This is a genomic window from Sporichthya brevicatena (genome assembly GCF_039525035.1).
Lineage (GTDB): Bacteria > Actinomycetota > Actinomycetes > Sporichthyales > Sporichthyaceae > Sporichthya > Sporichthya brevicatena.
This window is the reverse complement of record NZ_BAAAHE010000031.1, coordinates 1-22,455: the sequence shown is the minus strand read 5'-3', so window position 1 is coordinate 22,455 and position 22,455 is coordinate 1. Positions and strand designations below refer to the sequence as shown.

The window sequence follows — 22,455 nt, the reverse complement described above, 5'->3', positions numbered from 1 at the left end:
GGCGGCGCGGTCCTGCGGGCGATCGTCATCTGGGCCACCGGGTTAGGAGACACGCCCTAGGCCCACTTCCTCGCTCTGCTGATCCGCCTGCGGTCCCAGCCAGGCTGGGGGAACTTCGTCGAACTCGTCTGCGACTCGATTACGCTCCTGCGCGTTGTCATCGACCTCAGGTGGTGTGGCAGTGTCGAAGCGATCTTCGTCAGGCTCCGTACCAGGCTGAGAGAAGATGCCGTCCTGCGAGCTAAGACTGGTGCTGACGAGCTCGTCTGCGACGCTGGCCTGCTCATGCCGCTCCTCCCGAAGCTTGGGCGGCGCGGCGGTCCAAGCCTTCAAGCGACCCAACACGTCGGCGTAGAACGCGTCTGCGGCGTCGAGAACGCTGTCGATTGCTCCGCCGCGGCCGCGCCCTCGCTTCGCCCCCAATGGGGTGGTCAGCGCGAGCCGGAATGTGCGGATCTCCTTCGCCGCGTCGGCGACCAGCACAAGAGGGTTGGGGCGGACGTCGCGAAGCAACTCCGCGGTTCCGCCCCCTCGCGCGTAGGCGCTGAACGCCTCCACGCGAACATTCTCCGGTGCGTCCTTCAGCTGGCGGACGAGCCAGTTCACCCGGGTCGCCGGCCGGCCCTCCCTGGGTGCGTCGACGTCGACATGACACGTAACGCGTCCAGCCCGCAGATCTATCGTCACGACGAGATCGCCAACGGTGTTCGGGATCCGGATCGCGCCGGCCATCGTCCCTGCACTGGCGAGCGACTGCACCAAAGCTTGGGTCCGAAGGGCCGGGTCGGCGGCATCCTTCCGGCTGACGACGGGGGTTACTTCGGTGCCGAGTTGCCGTCCCATTCGCAGTGCAAGGAACCGGATCAGTGCATCGAAGCGCGCCGCCACCTCTGGCGCGGTCTTGTCGGTCGTGCGCAGGGTGCCGGCGGCGACAGCGTCGCGCACAGTCACCCAGCTGGCCCCCATGTCGTCGAACTCAAGCGCGCCGGAGCGGGGGTGTTCCAAGTACCGGATGAGCTCGCCGAGGATCCAGGCCTGATCAGGGTCGGCGACTCCGCGGTGCTCCTTCTGCATGACAGCTTCCGCAAGCACCTGTGTCCACGACAGGTGGTGGAGGGTCGTCTTCCGAAGTTTGCGCTTATCGACCTTCGTCGGGTGCATCCCGGCCGTCGGCGGGATCTGGTTCGAGATGGTGAGCAAGGCGTCGAACTCCTGCTCCTTGGCGACGTCCAAGTACGTCTCGAGCTGTTCCGGCTCCAGTTCGTTCTGGCCTGTCTTGACCTCGACCAAGCAAGTCCAAGACCGGCTGCCGCGCGCGACTCGAATCAGTCCGTCGGGGTAGCACCGGCGGTCGCCCAAAACGAAGGGCACCTCGATGTAGGTCGTGACCGTGCCGGCGGGCGCGCCGAGCGGGCCGGTGATTGCGCGTCCGAACTCTTTGACGGCCGCCAGCACCGCTAATAAGGCGGAGGTAGCGCGTCGTTCCTGTTCCTCTGCTCCCGAGATGCCCGACGTTGGAATCAGCCGCGCTTCGTGCCAACCTTCCTCGCTCATGCATCCCCGCCTCGCCGCCGGACCGCCAATGCGCTCTCGACCCTAGATCGGGTCCGCAACCCGGCGGAAGTGCGCGATCGCAGACGGTGCCGGCTCCGCCGGCGCAGCCACATCTGAGTTCGTCCCCTCCCGGCATTCAAGTCTGCGGGCGCGGGGGGATCGGTCAAGGTCGTTCGTCCTCGCTTCGCTGCGGGCGCTCCACCTTGACCGATCCCCCCTATTGCGCCCGCGGACGCCTTGCTTGCCGGGAGGGGGCGAAGAACGGTTGGTCAAGCAAGGACCACCACCCACCTCCCCGGCAGGGAGGCTTTCCGATGGGTCGGTTCGACGTTTCGCAGATTCAGGTCGACGTTGCCGGGACGCAGAAGTTCGTTCTCGACGCGCACATCACGACCCGGACGGGCAAGCCGTCCGAAGTCATCACCGCCTCAATTCCCGGGCTCGCGATCTACCTCTACGACTTGGCCGCCGTGCGCGCGTTCGCCTCGGCGTGGAACATGGCGCAGCGGTTCGTTCCGGTCGGCATGCCGGAGCGGGCGCGGCCGGTGCTGGAGTCCACCGAGACGAGCGTGGGTCTGCTGCTGCACGTGGCGGGTACGCCGAACCGCCGCCGGATCAACGGGGTTGCAGCTGGAGCAAGCCCGACCGGCAAGCCGTTCGTCCGGGTCGAGGTCGGGCTGCTCACTATCCACGCTCGGGACCTCACCTCTATTCGCACCGCCGCCGCGTCCTGGGCCGACGTCGAGCGCATGGCTCTTCGGATGTGGCCGGAGACCGACGCCTTCGACCAGGCGGAGGCCGAGGCGCGCAAGGCCGTCGCTCGGAGCGGCGAGGCGGCGAGGCGTATGCCGAGCTGAACGCGCGCGGCCGGATCTGTGGATCTCGCAGGCTCCATCCACAGATCCGGCCGCTTCCCGGCGCCGGTGCTGATCGGAGAGTCAGGGTGGCTGCATGTATGAGATCTGGCTTGGACGCGACAGCGAGGAAATGATCACCACGGGCGAGACGCCGGCCGAAGCCCTGGCCGCGCTGGACTCGATCGCGGATGCCACCGAGCGGCAACTGGCGGCGAACGGGGAGGGCGCGACCGAGTTCGCGCTCTACCTCGTCGTCCGCGAGGCCGCGACCGGCGAAGTCGCCGCGATGTTCTGCTCCCTCGGCCGAGCCCGGTCCTCCTGACCGTCATAGAGCCGGGCCGGCGCCCAGCTTTCCTCAGGAAAAGATCAGCCGAATGGAGGAACCGACCATCGGACGAACGGGTCTAACCGCGCGAACACGGACATTCCTGACATTGATCCGGGGGATCCCATGACGCTGCCGATCCGTTCACTTGCCGCCCGTGCAACAATTGTCGCACTGCTCGCCGCGGCGCCCGTTGTCGCGCTCGTCCCGTCCGCCGGCGCCGCCGAACGCCGCCCGATCGACCAGGCGGCGGACGTCGTCGCCCAGCTCATCTACCCCGATGCCGAGGGCGGCGTGAACGACTGGACCGCCGAAGAACGCGTCGATGGCTGGCTCGGTTACAACAGCTTCCCCGGCGGCCCGCTCGGTCACTGGGGCCCCGGACCGGAGGCGGTCGGGTACTACGGCATGGTCGGCTCGGTGATCGGCGGCCCGCCGTTGCCCGGGAACCCACATCCGGTCGGCGGCCAGAGCAGCCCCGTCGCCGAAATCGTGACGGTCGTCGGCGGCCTCCCGGACGGCCCGTCCGCTGAGCGCGCGCGGGGCGACCAATCCGCCCCGGCGAGGCTCGGTCGGTCAGCGACTGCCGCGCTGCCCGCGATGGGAGCCGTCCAGGGGGCCGACGATCCGCTCGCCGACCTCCTTTCAGAGCTCGGCGGCGTTGTGTTCGGCTCCGACGAGGAGGAGCACGAAGAATGGACGGCCGGGACTGAGCCCCAGACCATCCCAGTCGAGCAACCGCAGTCGGAGGACCCGCCGCGGAAGTGACCGCTACTCGGTCCCGACGCCCCGCTCGAGATACTCCGTCGTCCCGCGGTCGTGCGCTGTCACGGCCGCGGTGACGCGTCGAGCCAGCCGCTCGATCAGCAGGTCCGCGACGTCGGCCCGATCCGTGAAGCGAAACTCCGACAGCTCGTCGGGCGCCAAGCGGATGTTCCCAGCCGCCGCCGTGTCCAGTGTGCCACCATCGAAAAGGAACAAGACCTTGTCGCCCTCGGCTGGATGCGGCGCCCAATCGACCACCAGCGCGGCGCCGAGTGCGACGTCCAGGCCCAGCTCTTCCTTGACTTCGCGAACCGCCGCCTCACGCGGGGTCTCGTCTACGTTGACGTAGCCGCCGGGCACATCCCAAGCGTCCTTGTACGTCGGCTTGACCACGAGCACCCGGCCGTCGGGATCGAAGAACAGGACTCCGGCGGCCACCCGCGGACGGCTCCAGTCGTCAGGGTCGTCGATCACGGTTCTGCAGCCTACGGTCAGGCACTGACCTTGAGTCGCTGCGCCAGGCCGACGAGCTGCGTCGAGGGCCGGCCGCGCTCCCGCTTGATCCAGCCGAGCACCAGCTGTCGACTCAGATAGTGGTGCCGAACCTGCTCCGGCGCGAGGCGCTCGGCGCTCAGCAAAACACCCAACGCGTCGTCACGACGGTTCCACGCGCTGTACGCGCGCGCGACCTCGATCGCGTGACGTGCCTGCCGCTCGGTGGGCAGCGCCGCGGTGTTGATCCGCGGGCCGACGTCCACTGCCACCTGAACGTCGCCGAGCTCCATCGCCGTGGCGACGCGGTGGATCGAGACGTTGGTCGGCCCGAACGCGGTCCACACCAGATTGGCGTCCGCCCCCAACCGAGACGCCGCTATCGACGCTTCGCGTAAGAACTCCTGCGCGGCGGAGCGGTCACCGTCTCGGGCCGCTGCCATGGATCCGGCAAGGTTCAGCGTTCCGTAGATGGACAACATCTCCGGAGTGGACTGGTCGGCATTCCTTAGGTAGACGCCGGCGTCCATCGCGAGGCTCACGGCGTCACGGTGCCGTCCGTGGGACATCAGGGCGTGGGACACCGAGCGGAACAACGAGCCGACGACGACCGGGTCCTCGGACCGCCGGGCCGCAGTGAGCCCGCGATCCGCCGCCATCCACGCCAGGTCCGTTTCCCCGAGCTTGGTGAGTATCATCGCCGTCGCCTGGTAGACGAGGGCGAGCAACGCCGCCGCCTGGTCGGCCTCGCCGGCGCCCGGGTTCGCGTCGGCCAGACGCGCGCCCCCGAGTATTCGCGGCAGCTGCGCGACGACGAACCCGTAGCGCGACGCCTGATAGGCGTCGAGCACCGCTTCAACATCGTCGCGCAGAGCAGGCAGGGCCGGCGGCGGCCCGACCGGCGCGAAGGCCATCAGCTGCCGGTAATCCATGAGCGCCGCTCGCAACGCGGGGACCGTCGACTGACCGCTCTCTGGGCTCCACTCGAGCAGCGAGGGCTCAGCGATGAGGTCGCCGATCGAGATGTCGAGGGCCTCGGCCAGCTCCTGGATCACCGACAGCCGGTCCAGCGGCGTGCGCCCGTTCTCGATCTTCCCGAGCCAGACCACGGTGCGGCCCACGAGCCCGGCCAACACCTCCTGCGTCATGCCCCGTCGGCGCCGGTACCAACCGACGCGCTCGCCCACCGTCATCGCATCCGTCATCCCCCGCATGCCCACACCCTGGCACGGAGAGTGTCGGTTCGTACCCGTAACGAAATTACGGGTCCTTCGGCCGACTTGGGGATCTGCTCCCTCTGTGCACGACCTGCACCTCGCGGGCGACACCCGTGAGCCGGAGCACTGGAGGGGGAAACGAAATGAGTTCGCGAATGCCCGAGCGGCGGTCGAGTTCTGAGCCGCCCGCCTTCTACAGCGTCCCCGAAACCGCGCGGATGCTCGGCACGTCCGAGATGACGCTCTACCGCGCCATCCAGGACGGCCACTTCCCGGCAGTCCGCATCCGCGGGCGCCTGATCGTCCCGGCGAAGGCCATCGAAGCCCTCGCCGAAGCCGCATTCGCGAGCGTCCGCGAGGGCGACGCCGAGTGGACGTCGGGCGGTGACCTGTGACGCCGTTGATCATCCTCGATGAGGAGTACGACCGCACCTTCTCTAGTGACGGAGCATCACGCCTGGGCGGCTACCTCCGCCAGCGGGTGCATCTGTTCGCCGACGATTGGGAGCCCCTCAGCCCGGTCCTCTACGCCGCCACCGTCTGGGGGATCGCCACAGCGCCCGTGATGACCCCGCCCTACGCGCGGGTCAGCTCGGCCGTGTGGGGCATCGACTGCCGCCACGCTGACGAGCCTGGCGTTCTGGCCGTCACCCTGGACGTCCGCATCCCCTGGCCCCGCGACCATCGCGACGACGACACGCTGCGCGGCTGGGCAGACTGGTGCCGGATCCGCTGCTGGGATCGCACCCTCGATCAGCTGGTCGAACCCGGCGACGACCGCCGCGCAGCTCTCTTCGTCGCTCGGCTCCGGGTTCCGATCGCCGAGGACTACCTGCCGATCCCGGACCGGTTCAACACCGCCGACACCCTGGTCGCCAAGTGCGCCATCGCCGCCATCGCCGACGAGGTGAACGGTGTCGCCGGACCGGTCGTCGCCATGCTGCGTGAACTCGACGCCGCCGGAGCGGGCCGATGATTGCCCCCGACCCGCGCTGCCCGCGCTGTCGCGGTGCTGGGTGGGTGGAACTGACGGCCGCGCTTGAGGGCCGCCTCGCGACGGCCGAAGCATCCTGCCCCCGCTGCTGCGCGCCGCCCGACGCCACCATCGCTCGATGGCGCAGCACGCACGGCTGGACAGCAACGCCAACACCCTGCCGCTGTTGCGGACGCATCACCCACTGCCATGACGTCGACGGACTTCCGCGCCATGTGCACTGCCATCCGATCCCGCAGAGTACGGGCCAACTGGAGCTCGCATGGGTATCCAACTGACCGGCCCCGCCACGCTCGCCCTCGTCGGGACCGGCCTGCTCGGGGCCGCGACACTGGACGCCGTCGATTCAGCACGCCCGCTGCACCCCTACTGGACCGCCGAGGCGGCGGCGGGGACCGCGTCCACCGTGACCGCGATCGCCGCCTGGACGAGACGCCGCCCCGATCGAGGGAAGGCGGGCGCGAGCTCGCGTCCCGGCACAGGTCTGGCCACCCCGGCCGAGATCCGGCGCCTCGCCGGCCCCCGCGCGCTGCAACGGCAAGCCGCCGTGCTTCGCCCCGCGTTAGCGGGCTCTGGCCGGCCGAGAGTTCCACCCCAGGAACTCGGCACGCCCATCGTCCGCTGCGGACGTCAGTGGATCTGGTCGCCGGTGGAGGACGTCACGCTGCGACTTGGTGGCCCCCGCACCGGCAAGACCGGCGAGATCGCGTGCCGACTGCTCGATGCCCGCGGGGCAGTCGTCGCCACCTCGACCCGCGCGGACCTGATCGACCTCACCGCGAAGCTCCGGGCGAAGCGGGGCAGGGTCCAAATCTTCAACCCAGCCGGAGTCCGCGGAATCCCGACGACCGTGGAGTTCAATCCTGTCGCCGGCTGCGAGAACCTCGCCCTCGCCGGGCACCGAGCCGCCGACCTGCTCGCGCCGTCCTCGCACGGCAGCGAAGGGGATCGCGAGTACTGGTCGGCGCAGGCCAAACGCGTACTGCGGTGTCTTCTGCACGCCGCCGCGCTGGGTGACCGTCCGATGCGCGAGGTCCTGGCCTGGGTCGCCAACCCCGACGGCGCCGGTGATGTGCGCCGGCTGCTCCGCAAGTCGCCGGTTCCGGCCATCGAGGACGACGCCGCGCAGTTCCTGGGCACCAACGACCGGACCCGGTCTTCGATCTGCTCGACGATCATGCCTGCGCTGGAATGGCTCACCGATCCCGCGGCCTCCGCGGTCGCTCACGGCGACGCCTTCGACGTCGAGCGGTTCCTCCGCGAGGCCGGCACCGTTTACCTCCTCGGCGAGGACGACTCAACCCTCACTCCACTGGTCACGGCCTTCACCGGCCACATCGCCCGGGAGGCCAGACGCCTGGCTGCCATGCAACCCGGCGGCCGACTCGACCCACCGCTGACCATCGTGCTCGACGAGGCTGCCCTGATCTGCCCGATCCCACTGGACCGGTGGACGGCGGATATGGGGGGCCGGAACATCACCATCCACATCGCCGCCCAATCGCGGGCGCAACTCCGCCAGCGCTGGGGCGACACCGGCGCGGCCGCCATCATGAACAACGCCGCAACCGTGCTCATCTACGGCGGCACGCGCGACCCCGGTGACCTGTCCGCCTACTCGACGATCATCGGCGATCGCGTGGAGGAAGCCCGCACCTTCGACGGCAGTGGCCGAGTCGTGTCCGTCAGCCATCGCCGCGTCCCTGTCCTGACACCAGGTCAGATCGCGCAACTCCCGGCAGGACAGGTCATCGCCATCCGGCGGGGCCTCCGACCGGTCATCGGCACGACGCCCATGGTCTGGGAGCGACGGGACGTCCGGCCCGCGTCCCCAGCCGTGCAGCCGATCACGTGTGACCTCTCGCAGGGGCGGAACGAGTGAGCTCGCCGGAGGAGATCGACGCTGCCCTGACCGCGATCGGCCGGGACCTCGAAGCGCATCGGCGCCGCCTGGACGCGCTCGCCGACGTCCGCGCCCAAGTGCACGACCTCGCCATTCTCGTCCGCAGCGTCAGTGAAAACGCTGCGTCCGCGGCCTCCCGCCCGCCCGCCACGCGTAGCTGGCTGGGGTGGCAGCGCCGAGGAGCGATCGACCCGGATGCCGTTGCTGCCGTTCTCCGAGACCTGGCGGCCTGGATCACCACCGTCTTCTTGCAGTACGCGGATGCGGCGGACTCGCTGCCGGACTGCTGGCTATGGCACCCGGACATCATCGAAGAGTTGCTGTGGCTGCGGCAGTCCTGGACAGCGGCCTACGCGCCGTCCGCTGCAGTAACCGCGGCCGCGGACTGGCACGAGCGGCTCCGGCCTGGTGTCGTCCGCCGGCTCCGCGTCGGTGCGGCGACGTGTTCGCTGGATACCCACGCGGCCGTCCCGGGCCAACGGCGGAGGCAGGCCGTCGCCGCAACCGATCACATCTCGCTGATCGCCACCTGGTGGGCGACTGTCGCCGAGGGGCCGGCTCCCTGCCCACCCGGCTTGGAGGCCGACGAATGATCCGCCTCCTGCGTCGCGTCGCGCCGCCGGCCGCCATCGTCGTCGGGTTCAGCGCCGCGATCGCGACGTCCCACGGAGTCTTCGAGGTCGTCCGAGCCTGCGGTGTCCCTGCCGGCATGGCCGCGCTCTATCCCGTCATCACCGACGGGCTCGCCCTCGTCGGCTACGCCTGCGCGGTCCGAATCTCCACCGGCCATCGCCGCTGGGCCTGGACCGTCGTGATCGTCGCTGCCGGTCTGTCGGGGATCGCCCAAGCGGCGTTCCTCGGAGGCGGCCTGGAGCAGCCGCCGGCCTGGCTGCGGTTCGGGGTCGGCGCCTGGCCCGCGATCGCCGCCGCGTTGACCGCACACCTGCTGTTCCTGATGGCCACGTCCAACCCGAACGACGCCGTCCAGTCATCGAGCACCCGGGTTGGACAGCGCGTTCAAGCCCCGTCCAGCAGGGTGAACGACCACGTCCATGACGCGTTGAACGCGCACCTTTCCCAGGGCGGTCACCCCGCCGCCGTGGGACCGCTCCTTCCCAGCTCCGCCCCGGCGCCGGCGAAGGAACGCGCCCTTGCCGTCGCCGGCGAACTCTGCGGTCACCGCGATGCGCTGCCTACCGTCAGCGAGCTCGCCGCGGCCGCCGGCGTCGCCCGTGGCACCGCGGCCACAGCCTTGCGGGAACTACGCAGCCGCGCCGGTGGCGCGGCGCGCGGCGGGGAATCCACCGAGGGGGCCATCCAGTGACTGTCACTTCAGACGGCCCCACGAACCCTCAGAGGACGCCGACCGACCTGCTCTTCCCCGGAGCCCAGGACGAGGCGCTGACGCGCCTCAAGAGCGATACACACCTATGCATCACGATCCGATGGGGGGCGGCGGTCGCCGCGGAGAGGGGTCGCCAACTGCGCCGGAGCGACCGATGCTGACGGTCTCGTCGGGCCATTCGGCGTCCTACCTCACCGACGCGGTCGCCGCTGGGCGCGAGAACTACTACTCCGGCGCCGTCACGGCCGGTGAGCCGCCCGGGCGCTGGTACGGCGAGGGCGCCACAGCGCTCGGACTGACGGGATTGGTCGATCCGCAGGACATGACCGCGGTCTATGAACGCTTCATCGACCCCCGCGATCCGGCCTTCCGCGACCCCAGTCGTTGGGATCGGGCCGCCACCTTGGGCCGAGCCGCGTGCAGGTACATCACCGAGGACCAGCTGTACAAGGCGGCGTTGGACGCCGAGCCGAACGCGACGCCCGAGCGGCAAGCGGAACTGCGGCTCGACGCCGGCAAACGGGCCCGGCGGAACGTGGCGTTCATCGACGTGACGTTCAGCGTCCAGAAGTCCATCACCGTCCTGCACACCGCGTTCGAAGCCCAAGAGGTCGCCGCGCAACGAGCCGGGGATGTCGAAGCAGCACAAGGCTGGGCCGCTCACCGCACCGCCGTCGAGGACGCGATTTGGGCCGGGAACAACGCCGCCCTCGACTACCTCGCCCGCCAGGCCGGCTACTCACGCATCGGCCACCACGGCGGAGCCGCCGGCCGCTACATCGACGCCCACGAACTCGTAGTCGCCTCCTTCTTCCAACACGACTCCAGGGACCACGATCCGCAGTTGCACATCCACAACGCGATTCTCAATCGGGTCCAAGGCGCCGACGGCATCTGGCGCACCATCGACGGGCGGTCGGTCTACCGCTACCGCGGCGCTGCCGGCGCCATCGCCGAACGCACGACGGAATCGCACCTGACAACCTCCCTGGGCGTAGCGTTCGCGACCCGCCCGGACGGCAAGGCGCGCGAGATCCTCGGCGTTCCCCCGGAGGTCGTTGCCCTGTTCAGCTCTCGCCGCCGGGCCATCACCGCCGCGACCGCCGAGCTCGTCACGGCTTTCGAGTCACGCTTCGAGCGTCAACCCAACGCTCTGGAACTCGACCGGCTCCGCCGTCAGGCCACCTTCGCGACCCGCCGGGCGAAGTCCAGCACGGGGGAGACGCTCGAGGAGCGACTGGACCGTTGGGATCGCGCCCTGCGGGCGGAGGTCGCCACGGGTCTGGCGGGAGTCGCCCGCGATGTCCTTGCGTGCGCGAGCGAGAGCGCGTCGGCGAGCGCATGGGAGCGCGCGGCTGTCCTGGAGATCGCACTGGCCGACGTGCAGTCCCGCAAGTCCGCGTGGACGAGACCGGACCTCACGCGTGCCGTCTCCGACGCGCTGCCGGACAGCCTCGGGTCGCTGTCCGGCGATGAGATCGCGACCCTGCTCGACGGCCTCAGCCAGGATGCGGTCGATCTCGCCGTCGCGTTGGATCCCCAACGTCCCGGGGACGCGACCGCTCCGGACGACCTTCGACTCGCCAACGGCCGCTCCGCGTACGACTCGCCCGGTGGAGCGCTGTACGCAACGCCCGCCCACGTTCACACCGAGCGGCTACTCGTGGCCGCGAGCACGAACGCTGCCGGCCCCAAGCTCAGCGCGGCCACAGCGGAGCGCTTCATCAAGTCCCTCACCGAGCTGGGAATCGAGCTGGCGGTCGACCAGGCCACAGCCGTCCGCGGGGTCCTCACCTCGGGCTCCGGCATCGAAACCTTGGTCGGGCCGGCCGGCACTGGGAAGTCGTTCGTCCTCGGTGTCCTCGCCCGGGCCTGGACGGACCCGAACTACTGGGACGGCGCCACGCCGGCCGTCGTCGGCCTGGCGTCAAGCCAGATCGCCACCGAGGTACTTGCCACCGAAGGCCTCGCCGCCATGAACATCACCCGCTGGCTCGCCGCCCAGCGACGCCTGGGGGTGGCTGATCACGCGAACCGCTCGCCTTCCCCGCAGGACGAAGCGTGGCGGCTCCGCCCCGGTGATCTGGTCGTCATCGACGAGTCCGCCATGACCGCGACCAGCGACATCGCGGCTGTCCATTCAGCGACCCACCGCGCGGGCGCGAAGCTGCTTCTCACTGGCGACCACCGTCAACTCGCCGCTGTCGGCGCCGGCGGCGGCATGAGCCTGATGGCATCGGCTGGACGCAGCTACGAACTCTCCGAGGCCCGCCGCTTCGTCCAGGGGTGGGAAGCGGAAGCATCGCTCCAGCTCCGTAGCGGCGACTCGAGCGCACTGGGGGAGTACTACAAGCACGGGCGACTGCGGGACTGCGGAACCGACACCGCCGCGCGGGAGTCGGCTGCTACCGCCTGGCTCGCCGACACCCTGGCCGGGCAGCGTTCCCTGCTCATCGTCGCCACCAACGAGGAGGCAGCGCAGCTCTCGGCCCGGCTGCGAGCGGAACTCGTGCGCCTCGGTCACGTCGAGGACCGGGGCGTCCCCCTCGACCGGCAGGGGACCACCGCCGGAGTCGGTGACCTCGTCCAAGCCCGCGCCAACGGCTGGCACCTCGTCGGCCACGCGGGAAACCGTCGCGGCCCGATCAACCGCGAGCTTCTGCGCGTCCTCGCTGTGCACCACGACGGTGGCCTGCTCACCGCCCCGGTGCTCGGACATGACGGCCAGTCCGAGATCCACGGGCCTCCGATCGCGCTCTCCGCCGACTACGTCCGCCAGCACCTGGCACTTGGCTACGCCACCACCGCGCACGCCGCGCAAGGCCTCACGGTCGACACCGCTCACGTCGTCGCCACGAGCACGCCCAACGCAGCCGCCCTCTACGTCGGCCTCACCCGTGGCCGCGCCGCCAACACCGCCCACGTCGCCACCCTGGCCGTGGCCGACGAAGCGTCGCCGGCCGGGACACGCACGACACTGCACCGCTCGCCCGCCGCCGTACTCGCGGTGGCCTTCGAAAGCGCCCGGCCCGACCGCGCAGCGTTGGAGGAAGCCGCCGAGCTGGCGACCCTGAGCCGTAGTTTGCGCTCGGTTGTTGAGCTGCTCGCCGACGCGTCCGCGGTCGCCACTGCCGAGCGAGCCGTCGATTGGCTCGACCGGCTGGTCGTCGAGGGACTCCTCCACCCGGTCCAGCGCTCCGCCCTCGCTGCGGAGGACGGTGCGTCTTCGCTCACGAGGTTGCTCCGTCGCGTCGAGCTGGCCGGGCACGATCCCCTCGACGTGCTTCGGGGAGCCGTGACGGCCCGTCACCTGCGCGATGCGCGTCAGATCACCAATGTGCTGCACCACCGGATCACGACCGCCGTGCCGCTGGAACCCGTCGGCGACTCGTTCTCTGCCTGGCTTCCCCGAGACGTCGACCGCCGTTGGCAACCGCACCTGCAGGAGCTGGCGTCCCTCGCCGACGCCCAGACCGAAGACCTGGGACGAGCCCTTCTGGAATCCCCACCAGCATGGGCGATCGAAACACTGGGCGCCGTCCCAGCTGACCCTGCTGAGCGTGCCCGTTGGGCAGCGCGGGCCGGCGTAGTCGCGGCGCAGCGTGAGATATCCGGATTCGATGACCCCCAGGTTCCGTTGGGCACCGCGCCCGCTCCGGGCAAGCTGGAGCACTTTGCCTCATGGCGGGCGGCCTGCCGCGCCGTGGGTCGCGACGAAGCGGCCCGCGAGGAGGCCGAACTCACCAATGGCCAGCTGCGGATTCGAGTCCGCGCCTGGGAGCGCGAGCAAGCGTGGGCCCCGGCCTACGTGGCGGACGAGCTCGCCGCCACCGCCGAGAGCGCGGCCGCGCAGCGCACCACCGCGATCCTGCGCCGCGCCGAGGCCAACGCTGTGCCGACTGACGACGAGCGCGATCAGCTGCTCTGGCAAGCCGCAGACGCGGAAGCCGTCGCGGCCGCTCTCGAAGCTCGTGCCCGCGCGTTGGAGGAGGCCGACCAGGCACGCGCCCTGTGGTACGCGCACACCTCGGTGACCCGCACCGCCGCCGAGCGCGCCGCGGATGAACTCGACCGTCGATGCCTCGACGCAGCCGCGGACCCGCCCGTCACCGCGGAGGAATGGCTCGCTCTCCAGCGGGCCGCGCAGGCTGCCGACGAGGTGTACCGCGACGTGGATTCCGGCGAGACGGAACCCCCGTCATCGCCCCAGTTCGAGAAGGGGGGAACACCCGAAACGGCGGCTGTTTCCCGTCTCGATCCGGCGATCGAAGTCGGGCCCCTCCACGCTGACCTCGAACGGGCGCTGGCGGCGACGCGCGTCCCGAGCGCTCGTCAGACAAGCGAAGTCCTTGCACAAGCCCGCCGCGCGCTGGTTCGGATCGTCGACCGGGAGTCCGCCGATCGACTGCGCGAGGCCGAGGAGGCCGCGATCCGGCTGTTCGATCGCACCGACTCGAGCGACCTCTCGGCAGAGCGGGCCCATCTATCCGAACTCATCCGCGGTCAGGAGTGATCACCGTGCAGCTGTCCGCCATCACCGACAGGGGCGGCCCGCCCTCCCCGCACCAGGCCCACCGGAACGCCGCACAGACGCCGTCCAACCAACCTGGTCGTTCCGCGTGCTCGGCGCACGTCGCGCTTCGGCACGCGAGAGCCTCCGCAGTGCGCCACTCGGCGTCGATGCGTTCCGGAAGTGCCCGTTCCGGTCGGCTCGTCGCCGGAGCCGGGGCCGCGAACCAGGGACCTGACGCCGGCCGGACGGTCGCTTGCGCCAGCCATCGACAGACATCGGCCACCCCTGCCGTGTGCCAGTCCGGCTCGGCTTCGTCATCGAGCCGCCGCTCGGCCGCAGCCCAGACCGCGACGAACGCCCCGCGATCCACGCGGAGGTTGCTGAGGGGGATCCGGTCGACGTCGGCCGCGGTCACGTCCATCGACACATCGTCGTCCCCCGCACCGACAGTCAGGCGCGCCCAACCTGACCGCCCGATAGCGGTGAATCTCGACGTATTTCCCGATTCGCCTGCGGCGGGGTGCTTTGTCCTGTTAGGAACCGGGTGGGGGCAGCGCACGGTGCTGAGACGTTCACGCTCAGCAGCGTCGCTGGATGGCCAGGACGGGGGGCCTGGGGCGTGAAACACGTGGTCACAGCCGTCGCGGCGGGGGTCGCGCTCGTGCTGGTGCTCGCCTTGGCGGTGGTTTCCACCTCTGCCAGTGCGGTCGCTGCCTGTTTGCCTGACGACGTGGCGGTCCGCGGAACGGTCCCGGCCGATCTCAACCTCGACGCCGAACAATCGGCCAACGCGCGCACGATCGTCGCCGCCACGATCGAGCGTCGTCTGCCGACTCGCGCGGCGGTCATTGCGGTGGCTACCGCCCTGCAGGAATCGTCCCTGCGCAACCTCCCGCACGGCGACGCTGACTCTGTCGGGCTGTTCCAGCAACGTCCGTCGGCAGGGTGGGGCCGTCCGGCCCAGTTGATGGATCCGGCGCTATCCACGGACCTGTTCCTGAGCCGCCTGGAGAAGGTGGCCGGGTGGCAGGCGCTGCCGCTCGCGGAGGCCGCGCAGACCGTGCAGCGCAGCGCCCACCCGCAGGCCTACTCCCGCTGGGAGCCGACGGCCACCGCGATCGTCGCCGGCCTCCTGGGTCGACCGCCTGGTGCCGACGCCGACCCCACCGATGCCACCGATCTGCCGGGGCTCGCGGTCTACGGTGACGACCTGCTGCGGACGCTGGGCCGGCACCTGCCTGCGACCTACCTCGGTGGCCCGATCGTCGTCGACGTCAGGCCGACCCGCACGGTGCGGGAGACGCGGTCCGCCGTCCGCCACAACCCGGGCCTGCCGGGGACCCTGGTGGTCAGCGTCAGCGACTCGTTCGACAGCCCGGCTGCGGTCGAGCACCTGATGCGCGACGTGTCCGCCGTACTCCGGCACACCGGGCCGACACGCACGGTCTACTGGCTCACGCAACCGGTGCCGACGGCCTCGCTGGCCAACGCTGCCTTGCGCGCGCTCGCGGATCGCCATCCCGGACTGCAGGTGGTCGAGGTGGCCCCGAGTGGGTCGCGAGCCGACGAGGTAAACCGGGTGGCCGCGGTTCAGAAGATCCTCGAGTTGCTGGGCCTCTCTCCCTGGGCCGACCCGACCGCGAGTCAGGTCCCCGGATGCGACGACGGTCTCGGTGGCTACAGCCGCGTCCCCGTTGCCGATTGCGCTTTCCATCTGCCCAAGGGCAACCCGCGCTCATGTCAGGATGCGATGCGTTGGGCCCTCGCCCAAGCCGATGGTGCGCCCGTGTGGCACCGACGCTGCCTGAACTTCACGGCTCGGGCCTACGGCTACACCGCCTCCGGCGTCCCGAGCGCCGCCGAGTACTGGGCGGACGCCTACGACCGCCACCCGCACGATCCGCATCCACCGGCCGGCTCCCTCGTCTTCTGGGCCACCGGCGAGCCCGCTGGACACGCTGCGCTGTCCCTGGGCGGCGGGATGGTCGTTTCCAACGACATCGCCGGCAAGGGAACGATCGCCGCGGTTCCGCTGACCTACATCACCGAGCAATGGTCCGCCCGCTACCTCGGGTGGGCACCACCGTTCTTCCCCCGAGGAGTCTGACAGAGCGTCAGACTTCCGTCGCACCCCGAGAAGGGAACAAGAGATGGCTACCACCACTTCCTGGTCAAGCGCCGTCGTTGCTGCAGATCTCCCGCCCGTGACACCGAGCGACGAGGGGATGCCGGGTGGGCAGGCCCTGGACACTCTGCTGTCCTGGGCCATGTACCTCGGCCTCACGGCTTGCGTGCTCGGCGCCATCGGCGCCGGTGCGGCCATCGGCGTCGGGAGTCTGTCCAGCCGACCCCACTGGGCCGAGCGGGGCAAGGTCGCGCTGGTCTTCTCGGTCATCGGCGCGATCGTGGTCGGATCCGCGGTCAGCATCGTCAACACCGGCTTCGGGATGGCGTAGCCCTCATGGCTCTGCTCCGTGACCCCTCCCTGGACCACCTCTTGGGCGGCCCACCGCGACGCCGTGGCGTGGTCACCGCCGGCGCTTTGGTGCTCAGTACGGCCGTCGTCGCCGTCATCGTGCTCGCCTCTACCAACGACGGTGTGGACCGCGAACTGGATCCGCCGTCCGCCGCGGCAACGTCCACACCCGTAGTGGAGCCGACGCCTCCGGCGGCCGAGGCGGGCGTGAGCGCGCGGACGCTGGCACTTCCGCAACCCACGCACTACGAGGGAGGTGTCCCCCGTGGTTACCCGAACACCGTCGTCGGCGCGATCGCGGCTGCGTACGGGTACTCCCGTCTGGCGTCGGGTCTCGATCTCGACGCCACGCTCACGGCCATTGAGGCGATGGCTGACCCTGAGGCGGGATGGTTCGCCACTGAGCGGTCGGCCATGGCCGACGGACTGGTCGCGCAGCGTGCCGGCCTGGGCCTCCCGCCCGTCGGACCGGCCGGGACGGTGTCGCTCACTCTGACGCCGGCCGGCTATCAGGTTCTGGACCGCGAGGCGGGCGCAGGGACAGCGACGGTGCTCACGCTGAACCTCGTCTCCGCCCGCGCGACCGACGGCACCCGCACTACGGGGCCTGTCGTCCTGGAGTGGAACCTGCGTTGGGACGGCACCCGGTGGCTGGTCACCTCGCGGTACGACCGCGGGACGCACGAACATCTGGCTCGCATTCCCCTGACGACTCAGGCAGAAGCGGCAGGATGGAAGGCGGCCTCCGGTGGCTGACTGCGCGCCCTTGGACGTTTTCTGCCAAGCGCGCAGCGCGCTGGGCAGCGCGGTCAGCGGTGTCGTGGAGTCCGCCTTCGAAGCCATGTGCCGCCAGTTCGCCGAGGCGGGAGCGGCAGTCCTCAAAGCGGTCGCCGACGCCTTCCTCACCGCGTCCACGATCGATCTCGCGAAGTCAGGGATCGACCGCGTGCTCCTCGTGACGACCGCGATTGGGACCAGCGTCGCCGTCCTTCTGCTGCTCGCTCAGGTCATCCGCACCGGCTTCACGATGCGGGGCGAGTATCTCGCGCAAGGCCTGATCGGCGTCCTCAAGGCCGGCCTCGCCACGGCCTGCGTTGCCTCCGTCGCGGCGCTCCTGCTGGTCGTCGCCGACGAGATCTCCGTCATGATCATGGAGGAGACCTTCGGATCGACCGAAGCGTTCTCCGAGCGCTTCGCGAACGCCGTCACGCTCACCTCGTTCAGCAACGGTGGGCCCGCCCTGCCTGCCGCGCTCCTGCTGATCTTCGGGCTGATCGCCGTCATCGTCGGCGCGATCCTCTTCGGCGAGATGCTGTTCCGGCACGCCGCGATCGTGGTCATCGTCGCGGTTTCACCGATCGCGGCGGCCGGTATGGTGGCTGGCTCCACGGCGGCCTGGTGGCGCAAGCTCGTGACCGCAGGCGTGCAGTTGATCTTCCTCAAGCCGTTGATTGTGCTGGTGTTCGCGGTCGGCTTCGGCGTCGCGGGGGAGAGCGACGACGTGCTGGGTGTCCTCGCCGGGCTCGCCACGTTGTTGATGGCCGCGTTCGCCTGGCCTGCGCTGGCGCGGATGTGCACGTGGACGTCCAGTCACATCGGAGAAGCCGGCGGCCTCACCTCCTTCGCCGGCGGGATGCTCGGCGCCCGCGCCGCGCAGATGCCCGGGCGCGTGATGTCCGTCCAGTCACGCGGCTCCGCCTTCGACTCCGACCGGGCGACGATCGCCCGCAACCACGCGGGGATCGACGCCCGTCTCGCTGCTGTCCCACGCCAGGGAGGTGGTCCGTCACTCGCCCCGATGGGCGCCGCCGGGGCCGTCGCTGCCGGAGCGGCTGCGATGGGCTCCTACGCAGGTTCGCGCATCCCGCGTGCGGGCGGGATCGACACGGCCAGCGGGCCAGGCTTCGGGGCACCTCCGTCGCCAACCCCGTCGGCAAATGCGACCAACCCAACCGAGCGCTACGACCCCGGTCCCCACCCCCCGGCACGGTCAGCCGGACCGAATCAGCCCGACCTAGGAGAGCGTCCATGACATCCCCGACTGCCACTTCGACCGCGAGCACCGCCCGATACGGGGGCTGGCAGCGCGAGCGCCTCGGCTTCCTGTTCGGCCTGTCTGGCGCCCGGTTCGGCCTGGCCGTCGCCGCCCTTATCTGCGCGGCGTTGCCGATCGCGATGCACTCGCTGCCCGCCCTGCTCATCGCCTGGCCGGCAGCCGCGCTGCTGGCCGGGATGTGCTGGATCCGCGTCCTCGGCAAGACCTCGACCGAGTGGGTTGCTCTCGCGGTCAGCTTCCGGCTGAACCGGGCCCGGCGCCGTCACCTCTTCTTCTCCGGGGCATTCGCGCCCCGCAGCCCGACCGATCCCGCCGGGCCAGCTCCGATGGACCTGCCCGGCCCGCTGGCGGTTCTTCGCTTCCTCGAAGCGGACACCGCGGCGATGCTCACCGCCAGCGGCGACCGGATCGCCGTGGTCCATCACCCGCTCGACCAGACCTACACCGCGGTCGCGGCCATCCGGTACCCGGGGATCGCCCTCGCGGACGGCACCCGGCGGGACGCGCGCGTGGCCGGGTGGGGGAGCTTCCTCGCCCAACTGTGCGCGGAGTCCTCGCCGTTCACCAGAGTGAGCGTCGTCCAGCGGACGGTCCCGGATGACGGCACTGCTCTGCGGCGCTGGCACGAGGAAGCGATCCGGCCCGACGCGCCCGCCCTCGCCGTGGACGCAGTCGAGGGCTTGATGGCGCAGTCGGTGATCAGCAGCGCGGCGCATGAGGCGTGGCTCGTGCTGACACTCGACGCCGCGCGGGCGCGGACCCAGATCCGCAGCGGGGGCGGGGGTGACGCCGGGGCTCTCGCCTACTTGGTCCGGCAGCTCGCGGCGTTTTCCTCGTCCGTCGGTGCGGCGCACTTGGAGGTCCTTCGCTGGCTCGGTGTCCGGGAGCTGGCCGAGGTTGTGCGTACGGCCTTCGACCCTTCTGCGGTCGGTCCGTTGGCAACGCGCCGCGCCTCGAGCCGCGTACCGGGGGCGGTCGCCCCAGGAGTGGACCCGCGCCTGGCCGGACCGGCGGCCGCCGAAGCACGGTGGAACTGCTACCGCCACGACGGCGGGTTCTCCGTGACCTACGAAGTCCATGACTGGCCCCGGATCGGTGTGCCCGCCTGGTTCCTCAGGCCCGCCCTCACCGCGCAACACCTGGCGCGGCGAAGTTTCGCCCTGGTCGTCGAGCCGATCCCACCGCGGGAAGCCGAGAAGGTCGTGATGCGGGCCCGCACCAAGCGGGATGTGGCCGTGCGGCTGCGGCACAAGACCGGACAGCTCGTGCCCGAGCATGAGGTTCAAGCACTCGCAGAGGCCGACGCTCAGGACCGGCAACGGGCCGAAGGTCATGGGCTGGTGAGGTTCGTCGGCTACCTCACTGTGACCGTGACCGATCCTTCGCTGCTCGACCTGGCCTGTTCGGAGCTCGAGACCGATGCCGGGCAATGCGGTCTGGACATACGTCGGCTGTGGGGCGCGCAGGACGTCGGCTTTTTCGCCGCCGCCATGCCGCTGGGCACGGGACTGCCGAAGATGCGGGTCCCGGTATGAGGGGGATCGAGTTGCGGCGCCGCGCGGATGATCGAGGCCGGGAACTTGAGGTAGATCTCGTCGGGCTGATGTCTCTGCCGGCGCCGGTAGTCCTGCCCGCACCGGCGGCTGCGGCCCGGGAGCGGCGGATTCGCACGGCGCCGCGAAAGGGCTGGGCTCACCCAGGTGCTGGACGCGCGGCCGTGCTGCTGCGTCCGGATCCACATCGCGCGACGACGGCTCAGGCGCAAGGGATCTTTCCGTTCCTCACCGGCGCGGGAGTTCCGCCGGTCGGCGCGGTCATGGGCTGGGACGTCCTGACCCGCGCCACCTTTACCTGCCACCCAGTCGAATGGCTGCTGCGCGACCTGGTCACGAATCCGAACATGATCTTCACCGGAATCCCGGGGTCCGGGAAGTCGGCGACGATGAAGGCGCTGGCGTTGCGCCTGATGGCCTTCGGCGTGAAGGTCCTGGTGGCCGGCGACATCAAGAACGAGTACGCGCCGCTTGCCCGCGCCCTCGGTGTGCAACCGGTCGAGCTCGGCGTCGGGCTGCCAGCCCGGCTCAACCCACTCGACGCCGGCCCGCTGGGGATAAACCTGCCTGCCGATGCGGCGCTGGCTCGGGAGCGACTCGATGAGATCCACCGCCGCCGGGTGACGCTGCTCGACGCGCTGTTGACCATGCAGCTCGGACGCCGACTGCTCCCGCTGGAGCGGGCGGCGTTGTCCTACGCGATCCGGCGCGTCACTGGGCAGGCTGGCGCGGCAACTGTGCTGGCGGACCCGACCGTTCCAGAGGTGTGGCGCGTCCTGGCTGAGCCCGACGATGAGCTGGCGCGCGAGCTCGGCCTCGCCCGCGGCGATGTCGAGCTCGCCCGCGAGAAGCTGGAACACGTTCGGCACGGGCTGGGCAACATGGTCGAGGGTGCTCTCGGTGGCCTGTTCGATGGTCCGTCAACGGTGTCTCTGAATTTCGATGCGCCGATCCAGTCCGTCGACCTCTCCCGCATCGACGGACGAGGCGATGAGACCGTCGCCATGGTGATGGCGTGCGTCTCCTCGTGGGCGCAAGCGGCGATTGACCAGCCTGGGGGAGTTCGCGCCATTGTCCGCGATGAAGTCTGGCGCTCCATGCGCATCCCCGCAATGATCCGCAAGATCGACTCCGATCTCCGACTCTCCCGCAGCCAAGGAACCATCCAGATGCTCTCCACCCACCGGCTCTCGGACTTCGAACAGGTCGGCGCTGCAGGCAGTGAAGAGGTTGTGATCGCCCGCAACCTCATCGCCTCGTGTGACACCCGCGTCTTGCTGGCGCAGGACACTGGCCCGCTCGCGATGACCCGCGAGGCGATCGGGCTCACCGACTCCGAGTGCGAGCACATCGCCAGCTGGTCCGCCGAGCACAAGGGCTACGCGCTGTGGAAGATCGGACGCGCGGCCAGCCACATCGTTCGGGTTGGGCTTACGCCGGCGGAGGCAGGTCTGTTCCACACCAACGAGCGAATGGCGCTTTAACCTCGAGATTTCGCGTGTGAGCGGTTGAGCTCGGCGCGTTAAACACGGAAGTGCCTGTCCTGCACGGGATTCTGGGCTTGCTGAAGGTCCAAGAACTCCGAGCCGAAAGGCACTCCGTAGGTGAAGCGTATCCGGGTTCGGTCCGTGCCCCGTGTCGAGTCCGGCGGCGAGTCTCTGATCTCCTCGGCCGGTGCCGCGTTGTTGCTGCAGACCGCGGTAGGCAGCGGTCTGGCGAGCGGGCTCTCACGCGGGCTGGCGCCGTGGCGGCGGCTCGTGCGGTGCATGACCCGGGCAAGGCGGTGCTCGATCTCGCGGTCGCGATCGCTGTGGGCGGGGACTGTCTGGCCGATCTGGCGCTGGTGCGCGCACAACCGGAGCTGTTCGGGTCGGTGGATTGAGCCGCGCCCAGGTCACGGCCTCATCGATGGTGAACGTCGTGGTCTGACCGCGGGCTTGGAGCCAAGAACAGAACAGCCCGACCTGCCGTTCGAGGTCATTGAGCCCGAACCCCAACGCCCGCCGCATCATCAGGTACTCATCGAGGCGCTCACGCAACGTCGTCGCCGTCTTCGCTGGGTTCGCCGCCTCTGCTGGGCGCGCCGTCTTCGCCGGGTTCGGCGTCTTCGGGGTGGTCATCGCGGCACCTGCCCGAAGGGGACGACCAGCTCGCGTAGCGACGCGAGGTCGACTTTCGTGTAGGTCATCGTCGTCACGGTGTAGACGTGGCCCAGCAGTTCCCTGGCCTCGGTCAACGTGCCGCCAGCGGCCAGGACGTCCATCGCTGCGGTGTGCCGCAGCCGATGCGCATAGATGGGGTCGATGCCCGCCAGCCCCGACAGGCGGGCGATGACCCCGGAGATTGAATCGCCCCGGGTCTGGTGGAGGCTCTCATTCCAGGAAGGATGAGAGTCGTGGCAGCAC

At 70.1% G+C, this 22,455-nt stretch carries 20 protein-coding genes and 1 pseudogene; 16 read left to right on the top strand and 5 right to left on the bottom strand.

Annotated features, from left to right (window positions below; translation table 11 throughout):
* Positions 1 to 42: 42 nt before the first annotated feature.
* Complete coding sequence (locus ABD401_RS17620; RefSeq protein WP_344607114.1) at positions 43 to 1,554, bottom strand: hypothetical protein; 1,512 nt, start codon at positions 1,552 to 1,554, stop codon at positions 43 to 45.
* A 314-nt stretch (positions 1,555 to 1,868) separates the two neighbouring features.
* On the opposite strand from ABD401_RS17620, the gene ABD401_RS17615 reads away from it, so the two are divergent.
* The 3 genes from ABD401_RS17615 to ABD401_RS17605 all read left to right on the top strand — a co-directional run bounded on the left by ABD401_RS17615 (position 1,869) and on the right by ABD401_RS17605 (position 3,504).
* Positions 1,869 to 2,411 carry a hypothetical protein gene (locus ABD401_RS17615; RefSeq protein ID WP_344607112.1) on the top strand — a complete coding sequence of 181 codons (543 nt, stop codon included), beginning with the start codon at positions 1,869 to 1,871 and terminating at the stop codon, positions 2,409 to 2,411.
* Between the two features lie 94 nt (positions 2,412 to 2,505).
* A complete protein-coding gene (locus tag ABD401_RS17610) occupies positions 2,506 to 2,733 on the top strand; it encodes a hypothetical protein (RefSeq protein WP_344607110.1) in 228 nt (75 codons plus the stop codon).
* A 129-nt stretch (positions 2,734 to 2,862) separates the two neighbouring features.
* Entirely contained in the window at positions 2,863 to 3,504 is a 642-nt protein-coding gene (locus tag ABD401_RS17605) for a hypothetical protein (protein WP_344607108.1), read from the top strand.
* A gap of 3 nt (positions 3,505 to 3,507) precedes the next feature.
* Here ABD401_RS17605 and ABD401_RS17600 read toward each other — a convergent pair whose 3' ends face one another.
* On the bottom strand, positions 3,508 to 3,975 hold the full coding sequence (locus ABD401_RS17600) for an NUDIX domain-containing protein (protein WP_344607106.1): 468 nt from the start codon (positions 3,973 to 3,975) through the stop codon (positions 3,508 to 3,510).
* 17 nt (positions 3,976 to 3,992) lie between these two features.
* On the bottom strand, positions 3,993 to 5,198 hold the full coding sequence (locus ABD401_RS17595) for a helix-turn-helix domain-containing protein (protein WP_425566194.1): 1,206 nt from the start codon (positions 5,196 to 5,198) through the stop codon (positions 3,993 to 3,995).
* Positions 5,199 to 5,353: 155 nt separating this feature from the next.
* Between ABD401_RS17595 and ABD401_RS17590 the strand changes: the two genes are divergently transcribed.
* The 6 genes from ABD401_RS17590 (at position 5,354) to mobF (ending at position 13,965) form a co-directional block, all read left to right on the top strand.
* Positions 5,354 to 5,605 carry a helix-turn-helix domain-containing protein gene (locus ABD401_RS17590; RefSeq protein ID WP_344607102.1) on the top strand — a complete coding sequence of 84 codons (252 nt, stop codon included), beginning with the start codon at positions 5,354 to 5,356 and terminating at the stop codon, positions 5,603 to 5,605.
* Positions 5,602 to 6,186 (top strand): hypothetical protein, encoded by a 585-nt coding sequence (locus ABD401_RS17585; RefSeq protein ID WP_344607100.1) that lies wholly within the window; start codon positions 5,602 to 5,604, stop codon positions 6,184 to 6,186. Before ABD401_RS17590 ends, ABD401_RS17585 begins: the two co-directional genes overlap by 4 nt.
* A 280-nt stretch (positions 6,187 to 6,466) precedes the next feature.
* Positions 6,467 to 8,086: a type IV secretory system conjugative DNA transfer family protein gene (locus tag ABD401_RS17580; protein WP_344607098.1), complete on the top strand. Its 1,620-nt coding sequence runs from the start codon at positions 6,467 to 6,469 to the stop codon at positions 8,084 to 8,086.
* Positions 8,083 to 8,700, top strand: coding sequence for a hypothetical protein (locus tag ABD401_RS17575; protein ID WP_344607096.1), 618 nt, complete (start codon positions 8,083 to 8,085; stop codon positions 8,698 to 8,700). Before ABD401_RS17580 ends, ABD401_RS17575 begins: the two co-directional genes overlap by 4 nt.
* Positions 8,697 to 9,431: a GntR family transcriptional regulator gene (locus ABD401_RS17570; protein ID WP_344607094.1), complete on the top strand. Its 735-nt coding sequence runs from the start codon at positions 8,697 to 8,699 to the stop codon at positions 9,429 to 9,431. Before ABD401_RS17575 ends, ABD401_RS17570 begins: the two co-directional genes overlap by 4 nt.
* A 175-nt stretch (positions 9,432 to 9,606) precedes the next feature.
* Positions 9,607 to 13,965, top strand: coding sequence for a MobF family relaxase (gene mobF / locus ABD401_RS17565; RefSeq protein ID WP_344607092.1), 4,359 nt, complete (start codon positions 9,607 to 9,609; stop codon positions 13,963 to 13,965).
* Here mobF and ABD401_RS17560 read toward each other — a convergent pair.
* A complete protein-coding gene (locus tag ABD401_RS17560) occupies positions 13,946 to 14,386 on the bottom strand; it encodes a hypothetical protein (RefSeq protein WP_344607090.1) in 441 nt (146 codons plus the stop codon). The two genes, mobF and ABD401_RS17560, sit on opposite strands and share 20 nt — an antisense overlap.
* 198 nt (positions 14,387 to 14,584) lie before the next feature.
* Here ABD401_RS17560 and ABD401_RS17555 point away from each other — a divergent pair, with 198 nt between their 5' ends.
* The 7 genes and pseudogenes from ABD401_RS17555 to ABD401_RS17525 form a co-directional block, all read left to right on the top strand.
* Positions 14,585 to 16,072: a C40 family peptidase gene (locus ABD401_RS17555; protein WP_344607084.1), complete on the top strand. Its 1,488-nt coding sequence runs from the start codon at positions 14,585 to 14,587 to the stop codon at positions 16,070 to 16,072.
* Positions 16,073 to 16,115: 43 nt separating this feature from the next.
* Entirely contained in the window at positions 16,116 to 16,421 is a 306-nt protein-coding gene (locus tag ABD401_RS17550) for a hypothetical protein (RefSeq protein ID WP_344607082.1), read from the top strand.
* 68 nt (positions 16,422 to 16,489) lie between these two features.
* On the top strand, positions 16,490 to 17,197 hold the full coding sequence (locus tag ABD401_RS17545) for a hypothetical protein (protein ID WP_344607081.1): 708 nt from the start codon (positions 16,490 to 16,492) through the stop codon (positions 17,195 to 17,197).
* Positions 17,190 to 18,473, top strand: a complete 1,284-nt coding sequence (locus ABD401_RS17540; protein WP_344607079.1) for a hypothetical protein — start codon at positions 17,190 to 17,192, stop codon at positions 18,471 to 18,473. Before ABD401_RS17545 ends, ABD401_RS17540 begins: the two co-directional genes overlap by 8 nt.
* The gene (locus ABD401_RS17535) at positions 18,470 to 20,032 is read left to right on the top strand and encodes an SCO6880 family protein (protein ID WP_344607077.1); all 1,563 of its coding nucleotides are present in this window, start codon (positions 18,470 to 18,472) and stop codon (positions 20,030 to 20,032) included. Before ABD401_RS17540 ends, ABD401_RS17535 begins: the two co-directional genes overlap by 4 nt.
* A 182-nt stretch (positions 20,033 to 20,214) precedes the next feature.
* Positions 20,215 to 21,534, top strand: a complete 1,320-nt coding sequence (locus tag ABD401_RS17530) for a type VI secretion protein (protein ID WP_344607075.1) — start codon at positions 20,215 to 20,217, stop codon at positions 21,532 to 21,534.
* 120 nt (positions 21,535 to 21,654) lie between these two features.
* A pseudogene (locus ABD401_RS17525) lies at positions 21,655 to 21,926 on the top strand (IS1380 family transposase); the annotation flags it as partial.
* A gap of 240 nt (positions 21,927 to 22,166) precedes the next feature.
* Here the strand turns inward: ABD401_RS17525 and ABD401_RS17520 are convergent.
* Positions 22,167 to 22,455: tyrosine-type recombinase/integrase (locus ABD401_RS17520; RefSeq protein ID WP_344607073.1), on the bottom strand; the 289-nt coding region annotated here is incomplete at its 5' end.